The organism is Paraburkholderia fungorum (assembly GCF_046027605.1).
Classification (GTDB): domain Bacteria; phylum Pseudomonadota; class Gammaproteobacteria; order Burkholderiales; family Burkholderiaceae; genus Paraburkholderia; species Paraburkholderia fungorum_F.
This window is the reverse complement of the sequence record NZ_JAQQEF010000004.1, coordinates 194448-218463: the sequence shown is the minus strand read 5'-3', so window position 1 is coordinate 218463 and position 24016 is coordinate 194448. Positions and strand designations below refer to the sequence as shown.

Annotated in this window: 22 protein-coding genes; 4 read left to right on the top strand and 18 right to left on the bottom strand. The window is 64.0% G+C overall.

The features are described 5' to 3' along the window. Positions 1 to 202: 202 nt before the first annotated feature. The 3 genes from PQR53_RS09595 to PQR53_RS09585 are packed head-to-tail and all read right to left on the bottom strand — an operon-like array spanning position 203 to position 1743. A complete protein-coding gene (locus tag PQR53_RS09595) occupies positions 203 to 1048 on the bottom strand; it encodes an anti-sigma factor family protein (RefSeq protein WP_408452635.1) in 846 nt (281 codons plus the stop codon). Next, entirely contained in the window at positions 1048 to 1590 is a 543-nt protein-coding gene (locus PQR53_RS09590; protein WP_408452633.1) for a sigma-70 family RNA polymerase sigma factor, read from the bottom strand. Before PQR53_RS09590 ends, PQR53_RS09595 begins: the two co-directional genes overlap by 1 nt. A gap of 15 nt (positions 1591 to 1605) precedes the next feature. Beyond that, positions 1606 to 1743, bottom strand: coding sequence for a hypothetical protein (locus tag PQR53_RS09585; RefSeq protein ID WP_408452631.1), 138 nt, complete (start codon positions 1741 to 1743; stop codon positions 1606 to 1608). Between the two features lie 352 nt (positions 1744 to 2095). On the opposite strand from PQR53_RS09585, the gene hfq reads away from it, so the two are divergent. Further along, positions 2096 to 2605, top strand: a complete 510-nt coding sequence (gene hfq / locus PQR53_RS09580; protein WP_408452629.1) for an RNA chaperone Hfq — start codon at positions 2096 to 2098, stop codon at positions 2603 to 2605. A gap of 20 nt (positions 2606 to 2625) precedes the next feature. Here the strand turns inward: hfq and PQR53_RS09575 are convergent, their stop codons facing one another. The 15 genes from PQR53_RS09575 to PQR53_RS09505 all read right to left on the bottom strand — a co-directional run bounded on the left by PQR53_RS09575 (position 2626) and on the right by PQR53_RS09505 (position 18006). Beyond that, positions 2626 to 2853: a hypothetical protein gene (locus PQR53_RS09575; protein WP_408452628.1), complete on the bottom strand. Its 228-nt coding sequence runs from the start codon at positions 2851 to 2853 to the stop codon at positions 2626 to 2628. Positions 2854 to 3846: 993 nt separating this feature from the next. Next, positions 3847 to 4572: a DUF2968 domain-containing protein gene (locus tag PQR53_RS09570; protein ID WP_408452626.1), complete on the bottom strand. Its 726-nt coding sequence runs from the start codon at positions 4570 to 4572 to the stop codon at positions 3847 to 3849. 47 nt (positions 4573 to 4619) lie between these two features. Beyond that, positions 4620 to 6011 carry a sigma 54-interacting transcriptional regulator gene (locus tag PQR53_RS09565; RefSeq protein WP_408452624.1) on the bottom strand — a complete coding sequence of 464 codons (1392 nt, stop codon included), beginning with the start codon at positions 6009 to 6011 and terminating at the stop codon, positions 4620 to 4622. Between the two features lie 6 nt (positions 6012 to 6017). Next, positions 6018 to 8063: a TadG family pilus assembly protein gene (locus PQR53_RS09560; RefSeq protein WP_408452622.1), complete on the bottom strand. Its 2046-nt coding sequence runs from the start codon at positions 8061 to 8063 to the stop codon at positions 6018 to 6020. A gap of 1 nt (position 8064) precedes the next feature. After that, positions 8065 to 8490 carry a DUF3613 domain-containing protein gene (locus tag PQR53_RS09555; RefSeq protein ID WP_408452620.1) on the bottom strand — a complete coding sequence of 142 codons (426 nt, stop codon included), beginning with the start codon at positions 8488 to 8490 and terminating at the stop codon, positions 8065 to 8067. A gap of 14 nt (positions 8491 to 8504) precedes the next feature. Next, the gene (locus PQR53_RS09550; RefSeq protein WP_408452618.1) at positions 8505 to 9401 is read right to left on the bottom strand and encodes a tetratricopeptide repeat protein; all 897 of its coding nucleotides are present in this window, start codon (positions 9399 to 9401) and stop codon (positions 8505 to 8507) included. A 10-nt stretch (positions 9402 to 9411) separates the two neighbouring features. Beyond that, a complete protein-coding gene (locus tag PQR53_RS09545; RefSeq protein WP_408452617.1) occupies positions 9412 to 10425 on the bottom strand; it encodes a type II secretion system F family protein in 1014 nt (337 codons plus the stop codon). A gap of 2 nt (positions 10426 to 10427) precedes the next feature. Beyond that, positions 10428 to 11423, bottom strand: coding sequence for a type II secretion system F family protein (locus PQR53_RS09540; protein WP_408452615.1), 996 nt, complete (start codon positions 11421 to 11423; stop codon positions 10428 to 10430). An 11-nt stretch (positions 11424 to 11434) separates the two neighbouring features. Continuing rightward, positions 11435 to 12832, bottom strand: a complete 1398-nt coding sequence (locus tag PQR53_RS09535; RefSeq protein ID WP_408452613.1) for a TadA family conjugal transfer-associated ATPase — start codon at positions 12830 to 12832, stop codon at positions 11435 to 11437. 3 nt (positions 12833 to 12835) lie between these two features. Beyond that, positions 12836 to 14074, bottom strand: coding sequence for a fimbrial protein (locus PQR53_RS09530; RefSeq protein ID WP_408452611.1), 1239 nt, complete (start codon positions 14072 to 14074; stop codon positions 12836 to 12838). A gap of 144 nt (positions 14075 to 14218) precedes the next feature. Further along, positions 14219 to 15649, bottom strand: coding sequence for a type II and III secretion system protein family protein (locus PQR53_RS09525; RefSeq protein WP_408452609.1), 1431 nt, complete (start codon positions 15647 to 15649; stop codon positions 14219 to 14221). 40 nt (positions 15650 to 15689) lie between these two features. Next, complete coding sequence (gene cpaB, locus PQR53_RS09520) at positions 15690 to 16628, bottom strand: Flp pilus assembly protein CpaB (RefSeq protein WP_408452608.1); 939 nt, start codon at positions 16626 to 16628, stop codon at positions 15690 to 15692. Positions 16629 to 16641: 13 nt separating this feature from the next. Continuing rightward, positions 16642 to 17121, bottom strand: a complete 480-nt coding sequence (locus PQR53_RS09515) for a TadE/TadG family type IV pilus assembly protein (RefSeq protein ID WP_408452606.1) — start codon at positions 17119 to 17121, stop codon at positions 16642 to 16644. Next, entirely contained in the window at positions 17118 to 17618 is a 501-nt protein-coding gene (locus tag PQR53_RS09510) for an A24 family peptidase (protein ID WP_408452604.1), read from the bottom strand. Before PQR53_RS09510 ends, PQR53_RS09515 begins: the two co-directional genes overlap by 4 nt. A gap of 163 nt (positions 17619 to 17781) precedes the next feature. Next, positions 17782 to 18006, bottom strand: coding sequence for a Flp family type IVb pilin (locus PQR53_RS09505; protein WP_408452602.1), 225 nt, complete (start codon positions 18004 to 18006; stop codon positions 17782 to 17784). A 666-nt stretch (positions 18007 to 18672) separates the two neighbouring features. On the opposite strand from PQR53_RS09505, the gene PQR53_RS09500 reads away from it, so the two are divergent. The 3 genes from PQR53_RS09500 to PQR53_RS09490 all read left to right on the top strand — a co-directional run bounded on the left by PQR53_RS09500 (position 18673) and on the right by PQR53_RS09490 (position 23844). After that, complete coding sequence (locus tag PQR53_RS09500) at positions 18673 to 20286, top strand: collagen-like triple helix repeat-containing protein (RefSeq protein WP_408452600.1); 1614 nt, start codon at positions 18673 to 18675, stop codon at positions 20284 to 20286. Positions 20287 to 20460: 174 nt separating this feature from the next. Then, entirely contained in the window at positions 20461 to 21888 is a 1428-nt protein-coding gene (locus PQR53_RS09495) for a collagen-like triple helix repeat-containing protein (RefSeq protein ID WP_408452598.1), read from the top strand. Positions 21889 to 22179: 291 nt separating this feature from the next. Beyond that, entirely contained in the window at positions 22180 to 23844 is a 1665-nt protein-coding gene (locus PQR53_RS09490; RefSeq protein ID WP_408452835.1) for a ShlB/FhaC/HecB family hemolysin secretion/activation protein, read from the top strand. Positions 23845 to 24016: the final 172 nt, after the last annotated feature.

Below are 24016 nucleotides of genomic sequence, written 5' to 3'. Positions count from 1 at the left end.
TCCGGCGCGCCTGCACGGTGGGACAACACGATCCTGCAACGAGTAAACGATGCGTCGTGCGACGCTATTCCGAAGGCCGCCCGCGAGCGCGATGCGTTTCTGTTACCGCATCTTGCAGCCGGCCCGGGCGGCCGTCGCCTGGCATGGCTAAGGGCTTCCCGGGCTGCTCGGGTTTTGCGTGCCTGCCGTACGTGCCGTGCCGTTAGTGCTCCTGCCACGTCTCCGGCTTACCGCCGAGCGCGCTGCATACGTCGACAGCAATCGAGCGCAGCTTGCCTTCCGCGATCGGCCCGGACAACGCATAACCCATGCGATCGCTCACCCAGTAGAAGGTGCGGCGGTTGCCGTCGCGGAACAGGCGGAACGCGGTTTCGTCGCGCGAAATGCCCGTGATATACAGCGTGAGGCGCGCGCCGCTGCGATTCTCGTACATGAACTGCGCGGCCGGGCCCGCTTCGCCGGGCAACAAACGCCCTCCCACCAGCGAGTACCCGTATTCCTGTAACGACGGCACCGACAGCGGCCGGTTCAGGCGCTTGGACAGCCAGTTGATCAGATGCTCTTCCTCGGTCGCGGCGACTTCCACGGGATGACGCTGCTCGGGCGTGTACACCGCGTAGGCGATGTCGGCGCGCTCGGCAAAGCTCGCCGGCTGGCCGCCCAGACCGTTCCACGCGCCGCCCGTCAGGCGCGGTGCGAGCGGCCCCAACGCAAGCGTGAGGCCCGCGCCGAGCGCAAGCCAGCACGCCGCGAGGCCCATGCGTTGCCACGACGGCGCCGGCCGCCGCACCACGATGAAGGCCGGTTCATCGACGTCGCCCTGCCCGGCACTCCCGCTGCGCTCGTTGCGCTGTGGCGCGCCGCACAACGCCTGCAGCCCCGCTTTCTGTGCGCGCCATGCAGCCACTCTCGCGGCAGCCCGCGGCTGCTGTGCCAGTTGCGCTTCGACCGCGGCGCGCTCCGCGGGCGGCAACTCGCCGTCGACGAACGCCGACAGCACTCGCAGATCGAGCCCCTCAGGCAAGCCGGTATCGTGGTCGTTATTCATCACGGATTTCTCACTACTTTCAACGGCGGGACTTTACGCGCCAGTCCCCCAGCGCCCCCTTCGACCGGCCCCTCCGTCATCAGCGCGCGCATGTGTTCCCGCGCGCGCGACAGCCGCGACATCACCGTGCCGATCGGCACGCCGAGCGCCTTCGACGCTTCCTGATAAGACAACTCCTCCACGCAAATGAGCAGCAGCACTTCCCGTTGCTCGACCGGCAAACAATACAGCGCACGCTGAAGATCGCGCAGCATCAAACCGTCGACCTCGCCGTGCGGCGCTTCGAGATTGCGCCACGGCGCGCTGTCCTCGTCAACGGCAATCTCGCGGCGGCCGCGCAACTGATCGATGTAGAGATGCCGGAGGATCGTCAGGAGCCACGCACGCAGGTTGCTGTTCGGACGAAACGCCGCCCAACGCGCGAGCGCGCGCTCCGCCGTATCCTGCACGAGATCGTCGGCCCAGGCGCGGTCGCCCGTCAGTGCGCGCGCATAGCGGCGCAACTGCGGGAGCCACGAAATGACTTCCGCTTCGAAATTCACCCGGCGTGGCAACGCTCAGTAGCCGCCGCTGCTGCTACCGCTGGTGCTCGACGCGCCGCTGTCGGTCCCGGAGGTGCAGCCGCTCATTGTGAACGAACCTAGCGCGAGCGCCAGCAGCACGAAGGCGGCGGAAAGAAGGCGGGATACTTTCATGGTGAGTCTCCTGATGAGCGCCCGGCCCGTCATGGGAACCGGGAGAGCCGATCGGCCGCGTGCGATATGCAGCGCTGCCATGTCTGACTTAACGTGGGCAGGCGGGGATTTATTCCATGGACAGCGTCGATATGCGCTATCTTTTTCCGCCATTCGCGCCGCGAACGCCCGAACGTGGCTGAAGAACGCGCGATTCGTTTGCAGATTCGTAACTCAACGTTACAGTCAATAGTTATCAGATGCTTATGTCCGCGCAAGCCGTTATAGTGGACGCAGTTCGGCCGCCGACGCTTTCCGCCCTCACACAGGGTAGAATCGCGGCGAACCACCGTCTTCCTAACCTGAATTGTCCATGGCTTCCGCAGAATCGCATCCGCAAAACGACTTCATGAACGCTGCGCGCAAAGAACGAAAGCGCGTCGAGATCTACCTTGTCAACGGCATTCGCCTGACCGGGTGCATCGAGTCGTTCGATCAGTATCTGGTGATGCTGCGCACGCCTGTCGGCCTGCAAGGCATCTACAAGCGCGCGATCTCGACGATCCAGCTCGACACCGGCACACGTCCGGCGCCACGCGCCGGGCGGCCTTCGCACGGCGAGCACACCACGCGTGGCCCGCACGGTTCGCGTGAACCGCGCGACCACCGTGAGCCGCGCGAACCGCGCGAGCCGTACGGCACGCCGTCGTCGGATCGCCCTGCGTCCGATCGTAGCAGCAGCACGTCGGACGGTCCGGTGGTCGTCACGCGCCGTCGGCGTCTGTTCGGTACGGGTGGTGGCGACGGTGGCAACCATGGCGGTGGTAATCATGGTGGTGGCAATCACGGCGGCAACGGTGGCACCAGCGGCGGCAACGAATAAACCACCACCGCAGCGGCCGGCTACTCCGACGGGTGGCCGAGTCGCTGCAGAATCTTCTCCAGTCGCATCCCCTGCAAGTCCGTCAGCTCAAATCCACATTTGACCGCCAGCACGCGGCGCCGCCAGTACACGGCGTCCAGCATGCGCAGCGCCGGTTGCCGTGTCGCCCAATCCAGATGTTCCAGTTCGGCTTCCACTACGTGGGAGGCGGTGAAGCGCTGCGCGCAGGCAGGAGTTTTTTGGTCCATGTCGGTGCATGCTCGTTATTTTTCTGGCGATACTCGGAGAACGACTTTATGCGGGTTGGTTTTAATTTTTTTGGAGAGTCCAAGCCGTTCGGTTAATTCTCGGGTAGTCACGCTTTGCGCTATGCTGAACTGTCGGCTTTCTCTTCTTCTAATGGAGCATGTTATGACCAGGCAGAAGCAACAGGCACCTCAAGGTGGGGAAGCGGCAAAGGCCGCTGGGGCCGCTCAGTCCGCGGAAAGTAGGCTCGATGAGGCCCTCGAGGAGAGCTTTCCCGCCAGTGATCCCATCGCCATCGATATGACCGAACCCTCCCACTCACAACCGGAAAGTGAACCTTCAGAGAGGAAGAAGCAGCATTAGATTAGAGGCTGGTTTTTTGCCTCCTAGTGCTTTTTTTGCGCTGTGTGCCTATGGCGTTGGCCTTTCCTTGTTTTCTTATCGGTCTATTAGCGTCGCCCCTGTGCGGGGCAGGCACCTACTTTTCTTTGCCTGCTGCAAAGAAAAGTAGGCAAAAGAAAGCAGCTCAAACCGCTAACCCTTAAGCGGGTCCCCCGCGCAGCATCAGTAGTGGTACATCTGGAATCAGTGCCCTCGCACATTCACCGTAAGTGACAACGCACTCATCAGCACCCACTCCGCACTTCGTGCGTCGCGGACCGGTAAGCAAGGGAAACCAGTGGGCACAAAGCATAACCCCCCATCCGACAAAGTCGCTTCCGACATACTTTGTATCGCCGGGTTTTGTAATGCCAGGCTTTGCGCTGCAGGCTTTGTGCTGCAGGAGTTTATGCCGCCGAGCTTTGTAGCGCGAGGCTTTGTGTGGCGGGACTTTGTACTGCGATGCCCCTTGTACCGCGGGCTTTGACTGCCGGGCTTGTGCCGTCGGCATAGTTGATTGGCATTACTACACCGACTCGTTCCTTCAATGGGTCGGGCGGCGCTTTCAAAGCCGCTTCGCCCTCCCATCTTCCGGTCTTCCGACCATCGCGCGCTCAGTGCGACGGCAAGCCGGTTTCCAGTTGGCGCTGCAGGTCGCGAACCTGACGTTGCGCGGCGCGCAACTGGTCTTGGGCAGCAGCTTTCTGTTGTGCCAGGGCCGTTGCCTCGGCACGCGTCTGCTGCTGCTGATTCGCAACAATGGTCTGCTGCTGATGCGCAACGTCCAGGTCAGCCTGCAAGCGGTTGGCCCGGTCCTGCGACAATGCAATCATCCGATCCGTAAACGCCTTCTGCGCTTCCAACTGCGTACGGCGAATCTCGACGTCCGACAGTTGCACCGTCTGACGCACAAAATCCTTGTAAATCATGTCGGCACGCGCCGCGTCCTCCGTCTTGATGACGCGCCAGAAGTTCTTCTGCTGGAACAACGCCACGTAATACGTCATCTCCTTGCCGTAAAACAGCAAGCTCGCACCGTAACTGCCGTTGTACGTCGTGCGCAATTCGCTCAAATCCGCGCCGTGGATCATCTGCTGCAATTCCGCAACATTGCCCGCAGCAGACTGCTTCGCTTCGTCCGGCGTCAATGCACTCGTCTGCGCCTGCCCAGTCTGTCCAGCCACTGTATTGGCCGGCAAGGCCGCCGTCGTGCCCGGCTGGGAAACGACGCCAGCGCTCGACCCGCTATCCGGCAGAGTCTGCGCATTCACGCTCTGCACGGCCCCCATCGCGACGATTGCAGCCAGGGCAATCCGCCGTAGTTTCGACTTTCGGTCCATGTAAATCCTGCTTGAACAGTTTTTGTTTTAGCACAACCATCTCATTATTACTCACTTTCGCGTGTTTCGGGCTCTTCGTCAAAAATTTGGTACTTGCGCATCTTCTCCCACAAGACCTTCCGGCTGATGCCCAAATAGAGCGCCGTATCCTGACGGCGCCAACCGTTTGCGTCGAGCGCGGCCAGCACGCGGTTGCGCTCGGCCATGTCCCATTTGCTGCGATCCACCAGCACCTCGGCCGCGCTTTCGGCCGGCACCGGCTGGCTGGTGCGCGCAAGCGCAAGCAGCCGCTGCAGGCGCACCGCGTCCCATGCGCCAATCTGCCGCACCGTCACGCCGATCCGCTCGGCCAGGTTGCGCAGTTCGCGCACGTTGCCGGGGAAGTAGGTGTCGGCCACCGCGTCGGCGAGCCAGTACGGCAGGTCCGGCAATCCCGCAAGCCGCTCGCCGCCGACGATCTGCGCGATGAACGCCTTGAAGATCGCAATCTTGTCGACAGCGCCCCGCTCTTCCAGTGACGGAATCTTCAACTCGATCACCGCAAGCCGATAGTAAAGATCGGCGCGAAAGGTGCCCTCTTTCACGAGTTGCGGCAGATGCTTGTTAGTCGCCGCCACCAGCCGGAACTCCAGCTTCACGGGCGTCGCCGAGCCGATTCGCGTGACCGCGCTGTCTTCCAGCACGCGCAGCAGCTTGACTTGCTGGTAGAGCGGCAGATCGCCGATTTCGTCGAGGAACAGCGTGCCGCCGTCGGCCTGTTCGAAGTAGCCTTTGTGCGCCACCACCGCGCCGGTGAACGAGCCTTTCGAGTGACCGAAGAACAGGGATTCGAACAGACCGTCCGGAATCGCGCCGCAGTTCACCGCGACGAACGGCCCCTGACCGTAGCGCGTATGTTTTTCGTGCAGCAGTTGCGCGATGCGCTCCTTGCCGACGCCGGTTTCACCATGCACCAGCACGCTCGTGTCGCAGTCGGCAAACGTGTCGACTTCGTGCAGCAGCGCCTGCATGCACTCCGAGTTGGCGATCATCGCGTCCGACTCGTGCGTCTTGGCACTGTGCGCGCGCAGCTGCAACACCAGCTTCATGACCATGCCGCGCAATTCGGCGCAGGTAAAGTCGAGTGGCAAGATGTGCGAATAGTCGGACGGGTAAGTCGCCGGGTCGTGCTCGCGCGGCGCGGCGCCGACCCACACGACGGGAATGCCGTGCGCGGCCTGCCAGTCGCGCATGAGCAGCGCGCCGCTGTCGATCACCGAGACGCTGATGATCGCAAGCGACGGCCGCAGCGCGGTCCGTTCAGGCGAGATCGCGATATCGTCCGCGCGGATCACTTCGACATCGAAGCTCGCCATGCAGCGCGCGACCCGGTCGACGATGTCGGCCTTGCCCTCCCAGACGTAGATATCGAGTTCGTCGATTTTGGTAGTCGTTCTCATTGGATGTCATTGAACCAATTGAGCTTCGCCGCATTGCAGCGAGACGGCATGAACAGTGGCGATACCGATCTGCACGCCAAGCAATTGCAGCAACGGCACGATGAGTGTGTCGAGCGCCGTCAGCAGCGGCTGTAATAACGTGGTCGTGAGGCCGCCAAGCGCGGTCGAAAGCGGCGTCAACACCGGCGTGATCAACGCGTTCAAGGCCGCTCCCACGCCACCTCCCACCAATGGGCCCAGCGTCTGGGTGAGCAGCGTCTGCAGCGCGTCGCCCAGGCTAAAGCCCGACAACGGATAAGACTGATTACCCACTGTTGCATATAACGCCGCCGACTGTGGCGAAAGCGCCGCAATCAACTGCGCCAGCAGGTCACCTGCCTGCGCTCCGACCTGATTCGAGTTCGCTTGCCCCGTCTGAGGATTGAACGTGTTAAGGCTCCCCACACCGGTAAAGCTCACCGTTTGCTGGCCGGGCGACTGCACGCTCAATGAGAACCCTTGAGTCGGCGTGCCGCTACCATTCGGCGCGCTGCCAATCGCCAGAGAGATGTTCGGAAGGGAAACACCCAGCGACGCCAGCAGCTGCAGCAGAGGTTTCGCCAACGGTATTGAACTCAACGAGAACGTGAGGACACGGGCAGGCTGTTGATACGTCGGACCATGCATATAGTTCAGATAGTCCTGCGTGGTGGTGGCACTCGCCATCAAAGTCTTCACGTCATTGCTGATAATGGCGTGCGCAATCCCGGGCGAAACTGCAACGTTCATATTGGTCAGATCCGGAGTCGAGCCGCATTGGATCGACTGCAACGGCGCCGTCGCCTGAAATCCCTCCACGTAAAGCGGCAATTCGAACGTCAACGGAGAGCCGAGAATCGACGACAACGCCGGCGGTATCACACTCACGTACAGGTCGGCGAACAGCGCGATATCGGCCGTATGAGCCTGCGTTCGCCAATTTCCATTGGCATCCTGCCCAGACTCGCCGATCACGATTTGGGGCGGCGTGCCCACTATCAGCTTGACCTTGGTCCCCTTCACCGACGGCAGCAGATTGATACCCGGCGACAAGGCGCCCGCGCTCCCCGTAAAAGCCGCAGTCAAATCGATCTGCGACGTCCCGTTCGCCAGCGCCACGGTCGTCAGCAGATCGAGTGCATTCACATACGCCGACGCCGCGCTCTCTGGATTGGCGAGCGTGACGCCCAGAATGTTGCTGATTGCGATCGTCGGTGAACCGGGTATGCTCCCGGCGATCGTCCCAAGGGCGGTACTGGCCGACATGTCAGCCACTGTGCCGCGAGACAGAACGGTCACCGTCGCCTTGAGCAGATCAGCCACGCCTACAGTGGCTCCGAGCAAGGAGCTGACTGAGGCCACACTGATATCGCCATTCACGTTGAGTTGCTTCGCCAGATCGAGAAGCTTGATCTGGCCGCCGAGAATATTGGTGTAGTCGCCGATCTGCAGATTGACCGAGGTCCCCAACGTCTTGTTCAGCAACGCATTGATCACCCCGCCTTGCAACTGGGCCACCTGAGTCGCGAGCGAGAAAGACGCAATATTGGTCGACTTGGCGATCGCCGTCGCCTGCAGATTGCGCGCCTTACCTACGAACAATGTCGGCACGTCTCTGGACACCGTGACCTGCACGGCATTCTGTGGAACGTTCGCCGCCACCGTGCTTGAAAAGTACGGCGCGGCCGCGGTCATCGTGGGATCCCAGCGACCGCACACCACCGTGGGTGTAGTGGCAACTGCATTGGAAGCCACACTGGCAGCGGCAGCGGTTTTCGCCGCCGTGCAGCCCGGCGTATCGCCAGCCTGTGCGCCGACGGATGGCGCATTGATCGTCTGCGCGCCGGCAATCGCGGCGAGGTCGGCGGTACGCTGCAAAGTTCGTCGCGCGAGGAAAACATTGCCGACGTCGAGCGCGCCCAGCGCCGCAACCACCAGCGCCGCCGCGAAAATCGCGCCAACCACGCTGATGACGCCGCGCGAACGCGCCAGCGAGCGCCGCCACGAGCGGCGCCTGATCTTGCCGACGCTCATATCAATTGGCTCCGCCACCCGGACCGCCACCCTGCTGGGATTGCAGCGATGATGCAAAGAACGGCGGAATCTTGCTATTGAACGACTCCAGATAGCGCCGGTAAGCCGCCGTCGCCTCGGCACCCAGCATGGGCTGAGGTTCACTCCCTTCGGCTCCGCTGCGCTGGAGCTGCAACCATGCTCTGGTCGCGTCGCCGACTTGCTGGACCGGGGCTTGAGCGGCCTGTTGATCTGACGGCTGAGCTGACTGCTGAGCGGCCGCCATATCGCTGCCGGCCAGCAGCACGGCGCTGATCAGTGTGACGTATATCAGCTTCACCGCATTGTCCCCGTGCGCTTTCGCTGTCGACCGTCGCGCATCGATACCGGCACGCACGCCCCGTACGGTATCTTCAGTTATCCGAACATCATTCATCGTCGTATCCATGAAAATATCTGTTGCTACCTGCTGAGGGATAAGCGATCGAGCAGGCGTCCCTGCGGTCCATCCGCCAGCGCCGTGTTACTACGCGCCAGGTCGGGACGCGACGGGTCATTTGTCATCGTTCCCGCCGACGTCGTGATCGCGGCCGGCGCGAGCGACGCCGCCATGCGCCGTTCGCGAACCGCCTTCCCAACCGCTTCGGCCTGTTTGCCGATCGCGGCTCGCACGTCGGACGAAAGCTCCAGTTGAGCCATCGCCGCTTTCGCGTCCGCTGCATGGCCGTCCACCAGCATCAGCAAAATGACGTTGCTCTCGATCTTGCGGCTTTGCTGATCCAGTTCCGCGGCCTTCATCAGCGGGACGCGCGCGCCTGCCACGTCGCCGCCGCGCAATCGTGCATAACCGAGATCGGACAGCATGCCCGCGTCGGTCGGCGTGAGCTGCACGGCCTGCTGCAATTCCTGCGCGGCGCGGCCGAAATCGCCCTGCTCGCCCGCGAGCAAGCCGACGCCCCAATAGCCGCGCGCTGCCAGCGGCGTTTGCAATAGCTTCGCGTAGGCATCGCTCGCGGCGGCCGGCTGATCGGTCATGCGCAGCGCATCCGCGCGCAACAGGATCGTGTCGGGCGTCACGCCGTATTGCTTTTCGTACGCGTCGATATGCGCAAGCGACGCGTAGTACAGACCCTGCGCTTGCATCTTGTCGATGAGCCCGAGATACATGCCTGGCGTGTCCGGCGCGGGATCGCGATTGGCCTGCTGAATCAGCGCCTGACGCTCCGCCTGCGGCCCGACGCCATAACCCGTTTCTTTCGACGCACACGCGCCCAGCAACGCAATGGCGGCCAGCGTCAGCGCCCACCGCGCGCCTTGCCGGCAGTGCAATCCTTGACTCGCTGTCAGGGGGTATTTCATAGTCCAGTCCTCATCGCCGCGCCGATTCGAGCGAGTGCAAAACCGACAGCACGCCCGGCCCCGCCGTCACGATCATCAACGCCGGCAACAGCGTCAGAATCATCACGCCCGTCATTTTCACAGTGAGCCGGCCGATCCGTTCGCGCAGCGCCGCGCGTCGCGTTTCGCGCAGCCGGTCACCAAACTGCTTGAGCGGTTCCTGCACCGCGCCGCCGTGACGGTCCACCTGGATCAGCAGGCGCACCACCGCCCGCAGGTCTTCATTGCTATAGCTGGAAGCCAGCCGGTTCAGCGATTGCTCACGCGTGCGGCCCGTCGCGAACTGGCGCTGCGCAATCTCCAGTTCGCTCGACAACACCGGCAGCACGCCGCGAAAATCGTTCACCATCACCTGCAAACTCTGGTCGAGCGACAGGCCGACACCTTGCAGCAGCCGCAGCAGGTCGACCAGCATCGGCAGTTCGTCGACCACGCCGTGGCGACGCGCCGCCGCCCGGCGCGACAGCACCATCTTCGGCAACATGAAGCCGACAATCAGCGCGGCGACCACGAGCCCCATGTAGCGCGGACCGCTCAGATACGCTCTTGCCACCAGCACGGTCAACAGGCAGAGAACCAGCGCGCCGGCAAGCCGCGCGATCAGGAAGAGTCCGCGCGTGCGCGCATCGACAAAGCCACATTGCTCGAGCAAACGGCGATCTTCGTCGGCCACGATCTGGCGGCCAAACGGCGTGTCGAGCCAGCGGATACCCGCGTGCGCGAAGTGTTCGAGCAGCGCTTTCCTGCCTTTCGAACGCGTCTGCCGCGGTGCATGCTGGCCAGCCGGAGGGGTGGCCGCCTGAGTCGTTGCCGCTGCGGCGGCCGTGAGCGCGGCGCTTTGCAGCGCGCGTTCGTCGAGCGCGTGAGCGAGTGTGCGTTCGCTGCGCCGGACAGCCGCGAGACGCGCGATCAACAGAGCGCCGATCAGGAGCGCGGCGAGCGCGGCAAGCGCGAGCGCAATGGCGAGGAGGCGATCGGAACGCATGGTCAGCTCCGCAGCCGGGCAAGCCGGTACAGAAGATAGGCGCCCACCAGTTGCAACGCGAATGCCAGATAAACGAATAGCCGGCCGCTCGGGTCGTACCACATCGAGCCGAAATAGCCCGGATTCGACACGATCAGGAAGCCCGCGATACTGACCGGCAATAGACCCAACACCCACGACGACAACCTTGTTTCCGCGGACATCGCGACCAGTTCCCGTTCAGCCTGTTCGAGGTCGCGCATGAACGACGACATCCGGTCGAGCATCACATCGGCACGTCCGCCGTATTTGACGGACAGTCGCAGCACCGCGCCCACCAGTTCGAGCTCGCCGACACCGTACAGCGCGGCGACATGCGACAGCGCGCGGTCAATCTCGACGCCGGTGCGCAGCATCCGGGATACCTGATCGAGGCATTCGCGCAACGGCGCCTCGGTGGTTTGCAACGACGTCTGAAATGCCGCCGGCACACTATTGCCGAGCGTGATCAGACGCACAATGCCGTCGAGAAACAGGGGCACTTGCCGCACGATCTGCTGGCGGCGCTTCTGGGCTCGCATCGACAGCAGGAAGTAGCCGAACACCGCGCACGCGCACAGCGTTGCGCCTGCTGCCAGCAGACCACCCCGGCTGGCGGCAAAACACGTCAACGCCACCACGAGCGCCGCGATCAGATAGAGCGGTCCGCGTGCGTTGGCGAGACCCGCTCGACTCAGCAGGTTGCCGAGCGCAAACCCCAGCCGCGCTTTCAGATAGTGCAAGCGCGCACCGAGGCCCGCCCCCGCTTGTGGGGCTTGCGGTGCCGCGCGCGAAACACGCGCCGCCTGTCCGCTCGTCTGCGGCGCCGGCACGCCCGGCGTCGCCGTGGCCATGCGGCTGTCGATGAAACGTTCGGTGCTGACCTGCCCGCTGCGTCGCGCGCCACGTTGCAAGACCAGCAGCGCGCCCGCCGCGCACAGCAGCGCGACGGCGGCAAAGATCAGCGGCACGCTAGACATGGACGCCTCCGTTAGACATTGAAGCCGCCGTCAAAGCCACCGCCGTTGCCAAAGCCACTACCACCGCCAAAGCCACCGCCGCTGCCGAAGCCATTCCCGAAGCCGCCGTCATCGCCCGGACCACCCAACGCCTGACGAAAGCGCGAGAGCTTCGGCGAATGCGGATGAATGCCAAGCGATACCCACTGGTCGCGCTCATCGCCGTTCTGGGTCAGCACCGGTTCGTAGCGATACAGTTCCTGCGTGGCGATGATGTTGTCGGACAGGCCTGTTACTTCGGTAACCGACAGAATGCGGCGCTTGCCGTTCGACAGACGCCCGATCTGCACGATGAAGTCGATCGCGTTGGCGATCTGCCGGCGCAGACTCGATTCGGTACCCTGGAAGCCCGCGAAGCCGGCCAGCATTTCGAGCCGGTACAGGCATTCACGCGGCGAGCTCGCGTGCACGGTGCCCATCGAGCCATCGTGGCCGGTGTTCATTGCCTGCAGCATTTCGAGCACTTCGCCGCCGCGCACTTCGCCGACGATGATGCGATCCGGGCGCATCCGCAACGTATTGCGCAACAGGTCGCGAATCGTCACGACGCCCGCGCCGTCGAAACCGCCCGGGCGGCTTTCGAGCCGCACCACGTGAGGGTGGTTCAGCGACAGTTCGGCCGTATCTTCGATCGTGACGACCCGTTCCGGCTCCGGAATATGAAACGCCAGCGCGTTCAGAAGCGAGGTCTTGCCCGAGCTCGTCCCCCCTGCCACCAGCACGTTGCAGCGCGCGGCCACCGCGGCTTCGAGCAGCGCGCCGATTTCGGCGCTGTAGGTGCCGTTGCCAAGCAGATCGTCGGGACGCAGTGGATCCTTGCGGAATTTGCGTATCGACACGATCGGGCCGTCGATCGACAGCGGCTCGATCACCACGTTCACGCGGCCGCCGTTCGGCAGCCGCGCGTCGACCATCGGATTCGATTCGTCGAGGCGCCGGCCGATCGGCGCAAGAATGCGCCGCACGATCCGCAACAGATGCGCGTTGTCGGCAAAGCGCACCTGGATCTTCGTCAGGATGCCGTGCCGCGACACATACACGTCGTTGTAGCCGTTGATCAGAATGTCTTCGACGGCGGGATCGTTGAGCAGGTCCTCGATCGGACCGAAGCCCGCGAGTTCCTTGGTCAGCGCCTCGGCGATCGTGCGCACCTCGCTTTCATTGATCGGGATCCGGCGCAACCGTACGAAGCTGTCCATTTCCAGATCGACGAACTGGTTGATCGCGTTGCGCGACCAGCGGCCGAACTCCGAGCCCAGCTCCTCGATACGCGTCAGCAGATGTTCATGCGCGGCGTTCTTGATGTCCTGGAACTGCTGGCTATGTGCAAACGAAGGTGCGTCGTCGGCAAATTCGATGTCTCTTGCCATCGTCTATGACCGCTTGTTAGAAGTTGGAATAAAGCGCCTGAGCGCAACGAGTGCGGATTTGCCGACCGGCGCGCCCGCGCGCGCGGCGCCGCCCAGTTGCGCGATCAGCGGTTCGAGCGCGCGCACATACGGATCGCGTGCTGCCGTCTCGGCGAGCAGTTGCCCCTGGTTGGCCGCCTGGCCAAGCGGCACGCGCCGCTCCGGCAGCGTGGTCAGCAACTCGATGTCCAGACGTTGCGCGATCTGCGCGGCGGCCAGACCCAGATCAGGGTCGAACTTGTTGACGATGAGCCGCACGGTGTCCGTATTGACGCCCTGCTCGCGCAGCGCATCGAGCACGCCGACCGCCGACACGATCGACGCGACGCCCTGATCGCAAACGAGCCACGTGTCATCGGCGGACTGCACGACCTGCGCGATGAATTCGCTGTTCGTAAAGCCGCCGAGATCGATGATCTGCTGGTCGAAAAAGGCCCGCAGCCGGTTCAGCAGACTGACCGACGACGAATACGACACCTCGCGCATATCGGCAAGATTCGCCGGCAGCGAGGTCAACGCGAGACCGCTCCCATGGTGCGACAGCGCCGTGTGCACGAAAGTCTGATCGAAGCGGCGCAGATTACGCACCGCATCGACGAAATTGAATTCGCTGCGGGTGTTGAGTAGCAGTGAACCGTCGCCGGCGGGCAAACCGAGATCGAGCAACGCCGCCTGCCGCCCTTGCGCGACGTCGCGCCGCTGCAGCACGACGGCCAGATTCGCGGCGAGCGTGCTCACGCCCATGCCGATGCGCGCGCCGAGCAAGGCCGTGACGTGGCCGTGGCGGCTCACCGGTTCGACAAGGTTGTCGATCACCTGGCGCGTAATGAGCAGCGCATCCGCCGCCGGCGCGGACAAATCGATGAAATCCCTGACGCCGGCCCGCAACGCCGCGAGCGCGCTTTCCGGCTCGGCGAGCGAGCCGATCGCAATGATCTGCAGTCCGGGATAAACGGTACGCACCGCGCTCGCGGCCGCGCTTGCCGCCGCCGCGCGGCCGCCCGAAAAATCGACGTAAACGAGCGACGGATTCAGCGTGCCGATCCGTTGCGTGAGCATCCCCGGGTCGAGCGTCACGGCTTCCACCGCTCCGGCACCGATCAAGGTTTCGGCGAGCCAATGCACGTTCGCGTCGTCCAGCGACGCGAACACGAAATAATCGGCGATAGCCCGTTCAGTCAATGAATGCGTTCTCGCGTTCATGTTGCACACATCCTCGCGGCATCGGCCCGAAAGCCACCGCCTTGTATTGCGCACTGCTGCATGGAGACCGCCCTGTGGGGCGGCCTGCCATGCTCATCTGCCGGCCTGGGCGAGACGACGCTCGCATCGTTCGCACACGCTGGCTCATCTGGAAAATCCCGGCACCGCATCGCGTGCCGCCACACCGCCCAGGAACGAGCGCCACACCGGACCGTTGCGCTGCTCGGCCTGCTCGCCCGGCGTGGCAGGCAGCGTCGCGCCTTTCGCGAGCGGCGCAACCAGATGCGGCGTCACGATGATGACGAGCTCCTTATCGTTCTGCTGATAGTTCATCTGCTTGAAGAACGCGCCAATGACCGGCAGGTCGCCGAGCAGCGGCACCTTCGCCACGTTCGAAATCGTCTCCCGATCGATCAGTCCGCCGATCACGAAGCTTTCTCCGTCACCCAGTTCGACTGTCGTGTCAGCGCGACGCGTGGTGATCGCGGGCACCGACACGCCACTGATCGTCACTGCGTTCGAAAAGTCCAGCTGACTCGCTTCGGGCGCGACCTTTAGCGCGATGCGCTGTGGGCTCAGCACGGTCGGCGTCAAGGTCAGGCCGACGCCATAAGGTTTGTATTCGATCGACGTGGTGCCCAGTCCCTGCGGAATCGGCACGGGGATTTCACCACCGGCAAGAAAGCTCGCGCTTTGGCCCGATAGCGCGACGAGCGTCGGCTCGGCGAGAACGCGCGCGAGGTTGTTCGATTCCATCAGGCTCAGGTTGGCGAACAGACCGTGCGTGGCCGAATTGAAAACCAGATTGAACGCCGACGAAATCGGCGCGATCGAGTTGAAGTTCGGCGTCGAGCCGAACGTCGCCGACGTCATGGCCGACGGCGAAAACGAGCCGAACGTGAAGCCGTTGTTCTGCTTGAGGATATTCAAGCCCACCTGCTTGAGTACGGAGCGGCTGAACTCGACGACGCGCACGTCGACCTGCACGACCGAGCGCGTGGCGACGGTCGACGTGTCGTAGATCGCGTCCGCGGCGCCGGTTGCCGCCGACGAATTGCCGTTGCCGTTGCCCCTGCCGCCACCCGCACCGCTGCCACCACCGCCGGAGCCGAGCGCCGCGCGCTGGCGCGCCTCGATCTCGGCGGCGGAGACCGCGCGCTGATGCTGCTCCACCGTCGGGGTGGATCCCGTGATCAGCGCCGTGTCGCCCAGCACGCGGACCGACGGCGTATCGGGACCGAGCAGCGCGCGCGAAGCAATGGTCGTCACGTTGACGGTATAGGACATCGGCACATCGCTGCCGCGCTCCCACAGCATCAGATTCGTGGTGCCGGGCGACTTGCCGATCAACAGCACGCCGCCCGTCTTGTCACCTTTGATGATCAGCACATCCGCCACGCTTGGGTCACCAATGGCCACACGGCGCAGCGTATGGCCGCGTGCCAGCGACTGCTGCGCACCGACCGTGATATCGACCGTCTGCGGGCTGCCCGCCGCTGCGCGCGCCGGTGACGCGACCAAAGACGCGGCGCACAACATGGCCGCCAACCCGAATGCATCAATCCGATTTTTCATATTCTTATGGACGCGCGTGGTCGTCCGCTCCCTGAACCCTCTATTGGGCGACCGTCTCGGTACGCCCACCCCGTATGACTTCAATGCCGCTATTCGTGTTGCCCGCGGTATGCACGACCGGCACGCCGATGCGCGGTGCTACGGACGGACGCGGCTTGCTGGCCGCGCCGGTGCTGCCCGACAGGGCATCGAGCGCGACGCCCGCGGCGGCTCGCGTGGAATCCTGGAGCGGATCGGCATCGCTCGCGCGCGCAGTGACTTTCAGCACGCCAGGCAAGGCGGCAAACGCGCTTTCGTCGACCACCTCGGGATCGCGCGGATTGCGTAACGCAAATACCAGGCGCCCGGAGGTTTCAGCGAGTGTCAGCCGGTCCACGTCGGCAACGGGCACCGCGAGCACCGCGGTGCGAACCATGCCGTTCGGATCGCCGGTCGTGTCGTTGCCCGCTGTCGCGTTGCCGAAAGCCAGTACCCGTACCTTCGACATCAGAAGCCGCGCCTGCGACTGATCGATCTCGCCGGCGCCCATGGTGCCGTCACGCTTGAGCGTAAAGAACACGTCGACCAGATTGCCGGGCCGCAGACGGTTGCCGACCGCGTTGCCCTCTTCGACATGCACCGCCACGGCCCGCTCGCCCGGTTCGATCCGCTCGGCCATCCCCGACGACAATTGCGCTTCGAGAACCGGCGATTGCGCACCGAGGTTCGCATTCGGCACGCGGCCAACGAGCAGAGAGGGATCGGCAAACGCGCCGTTCGGATTGATCGGCAGGGATTGCACGCGCAGTGCATCGGCCGTGATCGGTTTGCCCGCTGGCAGGTCACGCGTCGTCACCACCACGGGAAAAGTAGCCTGTGCCGCCGGCGTGACAACCACCGGCGCCTGCGCCGGCCGGCGCGCGAGCGTCCACGCGAAAATACCGAGCAGCACGGCGACGGCTATTAGCATCCCGGCGGCGATCTTGGTCAGATTAGGCATGATGAATCGTCGATCACAGTAAGTTCACCGGGTTGAGTTGTATCGTCGCGCTGCTCGTCAACGTCGTCGGCAGCACGTCGCCCAATATCGGCAACGACGGCACCAGCGGTTTGTCGGCATAGGAGTACGAGACAATCACGTTCACACACGCCATCCCGGAGTTGCAGGTGGTAGAGGTTGCATGGCAGTCCGCGGTGGCGACCATCGGCGTCAACATGCTCTTTGCCGTTGGGCAGACCGTGTCGACGCGCGCGCTGAGGGCGAGGTCCGGGGTGTCGCCTTTCTGGTACGTGAGTGCCGCTCGCGCGCCCTCTTCGGCGGCAAGCGTCAGGCTCTGCTGTGCGACAAAGATCATGCTGAACGTGATGATCCCGTACAGCACGACAAAGAACAGCGGGAAGATCATCGCGAATTCGATTGCGGTACTGCCGCGCTGTTTGCGCGAATGACCGAGCCTCGATCGCCTCGCCGTGGGTTCGACGTATGAGTTCATTGAATATGCTCAGCGAATATGCGCACCGTTAGCGCGATGACTGCGGGGACACACAGACAGGCGGCGTAGGGCGTGGCACGTCTGCCGGCCGCTTCGAAAGTGGGCGCTGAGTCTCTGATGAGCGCGAAAAATGGCCTGCGGGATCTGATGAGCAGCCAGACGGCATGCAACCCCGCGGCAACGCTTGCCACCATCCACAGCCCCAGTAGCGCATGCATCCCGAACCATGCGCCGAGCACGGCGAATACCTTGACGTCGGCCGCGCCCATCACGTTGAGCGCGAAGAACGGCATCAACGCGACGAGCCCGATGCCCATGCCGATCATTGCCTGCATCACGGACACGCCGAATGGCGCTTGCAATACAAGCGCACAGGTCAATGCCGCAATGAGACCTGCAATAACAAGCGAATTAGGAATACGCCGGGCGCGGCAATCACATACAGTGACTGCCGCAGCCCAGGCGGTAAATAAAACAAACGCGGTGGCCAATTTCATGTCGCACTCGACAGGCGTGACGAACCGATACGGACCACGATCGCAGTCCGTATCCGTCCTCGTACTCTGATTGGATGTCTTGATCAGGATGCAGAAAGTCTGCCGCGTTGATCAAGGAATCCTCACGATTTGTTTGCCTGTATGCCCGCAACGGGCTGCCGAGTTAACCGTTGGTGCCGCCGTTGGCGCCGCCATTGGTGCCGCCCGTAGCCGCTGGCGTCGCGGAATTAAGCTGGTCACCAATCCCACTGAACAGACTGGTCAGCTTGCCCCCCATCCCGCTGACCGCCGTCGCGATGACCACTACCAGAAGCCCCGCGATCAGACCGTACTCAATGGCCGTAACGCCTTTGTTATCTCTCAGGAAGCGTTGTGTGAACTTTTTCATTTTTACCCTCGGACTTGATTTATTTCGTTTGTCTATATGCCGCGTTGGATCGAGGAGTGTCTCAGCGTCCGGGCTAGCGGTCTCTCATTCCAGGCCCTTTGTTACGCCACCACACATCCCCTCGCAGCGTGCCTCAATAAAACGGATAGCCGGTCGCTGTCTGTTCGATATCGCACCTCCCTCGTCAACTCTTGATGCTTTCGAGTTTTATAACGTATCAATCTTATTTAAGCAATTGCCCGCGTGCATGATCCTCTCAACCTATGCATTTTCCGCGTTCATCAAGGTTAACGGCTGTCCGTGCGTTTCGGCACATAGGACTAACCATAAGTTAGATTCGCTCCACTAAATATATGTTTGAAGAGAACGTTTGAACGTTTCGTTTCAATCGCGCGGCACCCCTCGTCGCGCCTGCGTTACGGCGTACCTCGTAACGGCGCGCGCGGCTCGTTACGTTACACGGCCCTCGCAAACGTTTAGCGAATTCGTTTCCGCTATGCATATCCGATTGAGTGGACGCTTCATCGGTCGCTCTCAAAGCCTTATTGCATATGGCTTTACGTCCTTCGATTAAAAAATCTCCCGCATTGCTCAGTGGAAATGGCACGGCTCGTGCAGAGATAGGCGCGCAGCAATACCTAACTACACATGCGATGCGAGGGCGACATGAACATTCAAACGGCCAACACCACGGCACGAACAACCCTGATTGCGGCCGGCGTGGCAGCGATGTTGTCTCTGGGCGCGTGCGGGGGCTCCGGAAGCCTGAGTTCGGGCACCGGCAGCAACGGCAGCGGCTCCGCCGGCGGCACACTTTCCACCAGCGGCGGCAGCAGCGGCAGCGGCAGCGGCTCGATGGGCTCGGGCGGCTCCGGCGCGGGCACCGGCACTTCTGGTACGGGAACCTCAGGTACAGGCACCTCCGGCACCGGAACCTCCGGCACCGGAAGCGGCTCAACGCCGGTCGCGAATGCGCTCGGCACTGTAGTCGGTAACACCGGCGGTGTCGTCGGCGGCCTTGGCTCGACAGTCTCGAGCATCGGCACCGTGATCGGTTCGCAAAACCTGCCCGGCGTCAGCTCGCAAACCACCCAGGCCGCAGGCGGCATCGTGCAGCAAGCCGGGGCCGCGGTCTCGACGCTCGGCAATGGGGTATCGCAAGGGCTCGGCCAACTCGGCACCGGTGGCAACGCAGTCGGCACGACGGTCTCGAGCCTCGGCGGTGTGGTCGGTCATGTCGGCGGCGCCGTGACGGATGCGGGCAGCCTCGTGACGAGCCTGGGCAGCGGCCCGCTCGCGCCGTTGGCGGCGCTCACCACGCCGCTCGGTGGGGTCGTCAATACGCTCGGCGGCGCCGTGACCAACGGCGGCAGCACGCTCACCACCGCGCTCTCGACAGGCCCCGTTCAGCAAGTCACGCAAACGCTCAGCACCGCGATCACGCCGATTACATCGATGGTCGCGGCGACGACGCAGACAGTCGGCAACACGACGGGTCTCGGCGCGCCGCTGAACGGTGTGCTCGCGACCCTCGGCGGCGGCCTCGGCAAGGCCGGCTCGCTGATCAGTGCAACCGGCGTCAACCCGATCACGGCCGCGCTTGGCCAGACGGTCACGGCGACGGGCACGACGGTCGCATCCGTAGGCGGCCTGGTCAGCGGCGGCACCGGCGGCAATCCGCTGGCGCCGCTCACCGGCGCACTCGGCGGCCTGACGGGCGGCACCGGCGGCGGTCCGCTTGCTCCGCTGACTAGCGTGCTCGGCGGCTTGACCGGTGGCACCGGCAGCGGTCCGCTTGCTCCGCTGACCAGCGTGCTCGGAAGCTTGACCGGTGGCACCAGCAGCGGTCCGCTTGCTCCGCTGACCAGCGTGCTCGGCGGCTTGACCGGTGGCGCCAGCAGCGGTCCGCTTGCTCCGCTCACCGGCGCACTCAGCAGCGTGACGGGCGGCTTGGGCGGCCTGGGCGGCGCCTCGAGCAGCGGCGGTCCGTTGGCTCCTGTCACCGGCCTGCTCTCGAGCGTGACGAACGGCCTGAGCGGGGCGAGCGGCGGCAGCAGCAGCCCGCTCGCCCCGGTCACCGGCTTGCTGTCGAACGTCACCGGCGCACTCGGCGGCGTCGCGACACCGGCGGCCGCCGCGACCACGACGACCACCGCCTCGGCCAGCACGAGCCCTGGCCTGTCGCTGTCGGCCACCAGCGGCAAGGGATCGGGCAGCAATGCGCTGGCCCCGGTGACGTCGCTGCTCGGCAGCCTGCTGGGCGGTCTGACGAAGAAGTAAGCAAGGACGCCGACGCCATCGAAAGAAGTGCAGTAACCGGCACCCGAAGCGCGGCCCGCCAGCCGCGCCGCGGCTCTGCCGGACCCGGGCTGAATTGAGCAGCGCCGCTCAGCCATCGTTGCACCGGCGCACGGAAGCACGCACACGACACCCAAAAGACACTGAGGAGCACATATGTCTACCCAACGTTTTTTTACTCTCCATGCGGCGTGCGCGACCGTGTCGTCGTTGCGCGCACCGTTGCTCGCCGTAGCCGCCGCCGGCCTGCTCGCGGCGTGTGGCGGCAATGGCGTCACCGCGCCGCCGAGCGCCTCTGTCGGCCCCGGTAGCGGCGGTGGCGGCGGGACGAGCGGCACTGGCACGGGCACGCCCACCACTGCAAGCACCACCGGCCTCGCCACCGCCGCGGCGCAGACCACCAACGACCTTGGCAACACCATCGCCTCGCAGACCATTCCAGGCCTCAGCCCGCAAGTCACGCAAGGTCTCGGCAACGCGGTGTCGAGCACAAGCAGCACGCTGAACTCGCTTGCCGATGCCGTGAGCGGCGGGGTCGGTCAGATCGGCACGAGCGCCAATCCAGTCGGCACCACGGTCGCCGGACTCGGCTCGGTGGTTAGCTCGACGAGCGGTGTCGTGCAAGGTCTGAGCACCGCGGTCGGCGGTTTAGGCGCCGGCAATCTCGCGCCGCTGTCGCCGCTCACCACGCCTCTCGCAAGCGTCCTCTCCACGGCCGCCGGGGCACTAAACGCCGGTGGCACGACGCTCGGCAATTCACTCGCCTCCGTGCCGGTGCAGCAGATCACCCAGCCGATCAGCACCGCGATCACGCCGATCGTGCAGACCGCCGGACTCGTGACGCAAACCGTCGGCACCCAGAGCGGCCTCGGCGCGCCGCTAGGCGGCGTGCTGGCGCAAGCCGGCGGCGCGTTGAGCTCGGCCGGCTCGCAAGTCGGCGCGGCAACGAAGAATCCGCTCGGCGCCGATCTCGGCACGCTGGTCGGCTCGCTCGGCAACACGGTGACGAACGCCGGCGGCCTCGTCAATCCGAACGGCCCGAATGGCGCGAATCCGATTCCCGGCTTGCTGACGAGCCTTGTCGGCAGCACCAATGTGGCCGTCGTCAATGGGCCGCCCGCCAACGGCAGCCCATTCGGCCCGCTGCAAAGCGCGCTCGCAAGTCTCGGGCTCGGCAACAACCCGCTCGGCTCGCTATCGACGCTGCTCGGTGGCACACCGCTGTCCGGCCTGACCTCGGCGCTGGGCGGCACGCCCTTGAGTTCGCTGACTTCGGCGACGGGCGGCTCGCCGCTGGGTTCGCTGACTTCGCTGCTGGGCGGCACGCCCCTGAGTTCGCTGACCTCGACGTTGGGCAGCACGGGCAGCGCATCGAATCCGCTGTCGGCGCTGACCGGCGCGCTCTCCGGTGTCACGAACAGCGCGTCGGGCAGCGGCGGTGGCCCGCTCGCCCCCGTGACCGGACTCGTCGGCCAGTTGACCGGCACGCTGGGCTCAGCGGCCGGTGCGACGAGCAGCGCGAGCAGTCCGACGGGCGGCTTGACGACCTTGCTCGGCGGCCTCCTGCCGCCAAGCCATAAGTAGTCCGCATAAGTCGTTGGTCGATGCAATGCGCATCAGACGTTCCGTCAGATGCCGCATTGCGCAGTGTGCATAACAGTCCGCTTCATCACGTGCTCCGCGCTTTTGCGCGCGACGCTCAAGCCCGCGAAGCACGTGACGTAATACAGACAAGCATGGCAGTAAGCGTCGAGCCACACATAAGCGATCGCGACCAGCCCGGCCAGGCGGCGCGCCCGCAAGACAAGAACGGCATACGAGGAAAATCCGATGAAACTCGGGTACGGCGGTAAATGGACCCTTCTGCTCGTGGCCATGGCGGCGAGCGCAATGCCGGTGCAAGCACAAGCGCAGTCACGTCCGGCAGGCCCGGCGGTCGGCGGCAATCCGCTGGATTCGCTGCCGCAGATCAAGGCGCCCGACAAGGGCCCGAATGTGACCTTGCAGGTCACGCCGCAAGCCCCACAACTTCAGGAACTGCTCGCCCGTCATCTGACGCCTTCGAAGATTCAGGTCGAAGGCGTGAAGTCCATTCCGTTCGACGAAGTCGCGCAGCGCTTCACGCCGCTCGTCGGCAAGGACACCACCATCGGCGATCTGATTCAGGTCGCCAACGGCGTGACGAAGCTGTATCAGGACCGCGGCTATGCGCTCTCGTTCGCGTTCATTCCGGCGCAGACGTTCGAGGACGGCGTGGTGCGCGTGACCGTGGTGGAAGGCTACGTGTCGGTGGTCAAGGTGACGGGCAAGGCCGGCGCGGTCGAAGACAAGATCCGCGCGATCGCCGACCACATCGTCGCCGACCGGCCATTGCGACGCGCCACCTTCGAGCGCTATATCAATCTGCTGGGCCTGTTGCCCGGGGTGAAAGTGGCGGCCAACGCGGCGCCCCCGCAAAACACCGACGGCGCCACCACGCTTGAGTTGAACGTGGAGCGCAAACCGTTCGACGTGAGCACCGGGATCAATTTCAATCAACCCGGCGTACAAGGGCTGTTGACCGCGACCGAAAACGGCCTGACCTCACTCGGCGAACAGTTGAGCGTGTCAGCCTTGCTGCCGAAGGGCCGCGACAACGTCACCTACCTCGCCGCGCACGCCGTGGTACCGGTCGGCAGCGATGGACTGACGGGGAAAATCGACGCGTCGCACTATCGCGGCAATCCGGTCGACAATCCCGGCCTGCCCTCCAATATCGAGCGCACGGTCATCAACGACAAGCTCAGCGGCTCGCTGACCTATCCGATCCTGCTCAACAATCAGCAAAGCCTGATCGGCACGGCAACGGTCTATGCTTCGCACGACGAAGATCGCTATCACAATCAGGACACCGGCGCGCAACTCGGCTTTCGCTCGCAGGTGCGGGTGATGCAATTGCAAGCCGACTACGCCAGCGCGGAACCGACTCAGGTGCGCCGCGCGAGTATCAACGTGGCGAAGGCGTTCGATATCCTGGGCGCGTCGAAATCCGGCGACTCGAACGTTCCCGGCAATATCGTCACGAACCCCGCGTCGATCACTTTCGTGCGGACAGGGGCGACCTTTTCGCAAACCAACGAGTGGCCGCTGAAGATCGGCACCGCGGTGTCGTTGACGGGTCAATACAGCGCCGTCTCGCTGCCGACCTCGGAACAGATCTCGTTCGGCGCGCAACGTTTTGCACAAGGCTATCAACCGGGCGAGGCGTCGGGCGATTCGGGCTGGGGCGCGATGCTCGAAATCAACCGGGCGTTCACGCCGGGCTTCACCTATCTGCGCACCCTCACACCGTATATCTCGTTCGACATGGCGCGCGTGTATCTGCATGCAGGGACGCCGTCACCGTCGAAGCTGTCGTCGATTGCCTTCGGCTTCCGGATCTCGGACGCGAAGTACTACAGCCTGGATTTGTCGGTGGCCAAACCGATCGGCGACGCGCCGGTGGAAAGCGCGTCGCGCAGCCCGCGCATCAACGCGACGTTCTCGTACCAGCTGAACTGAGGTTCAAAAGTGCCGCGTCCTGATTAGAGGTTCCACTATCAAACGGCGCGCCTGGTTTCACGTATTCTGCGCTGACGATGTGCGACCCGCGGCACGCAAGCCGCGACTCGCGCACCGATGTAGCCGAAGTTGAACCTGAGGGGCTGTAACAGGACATATCGGGCAGACCAGG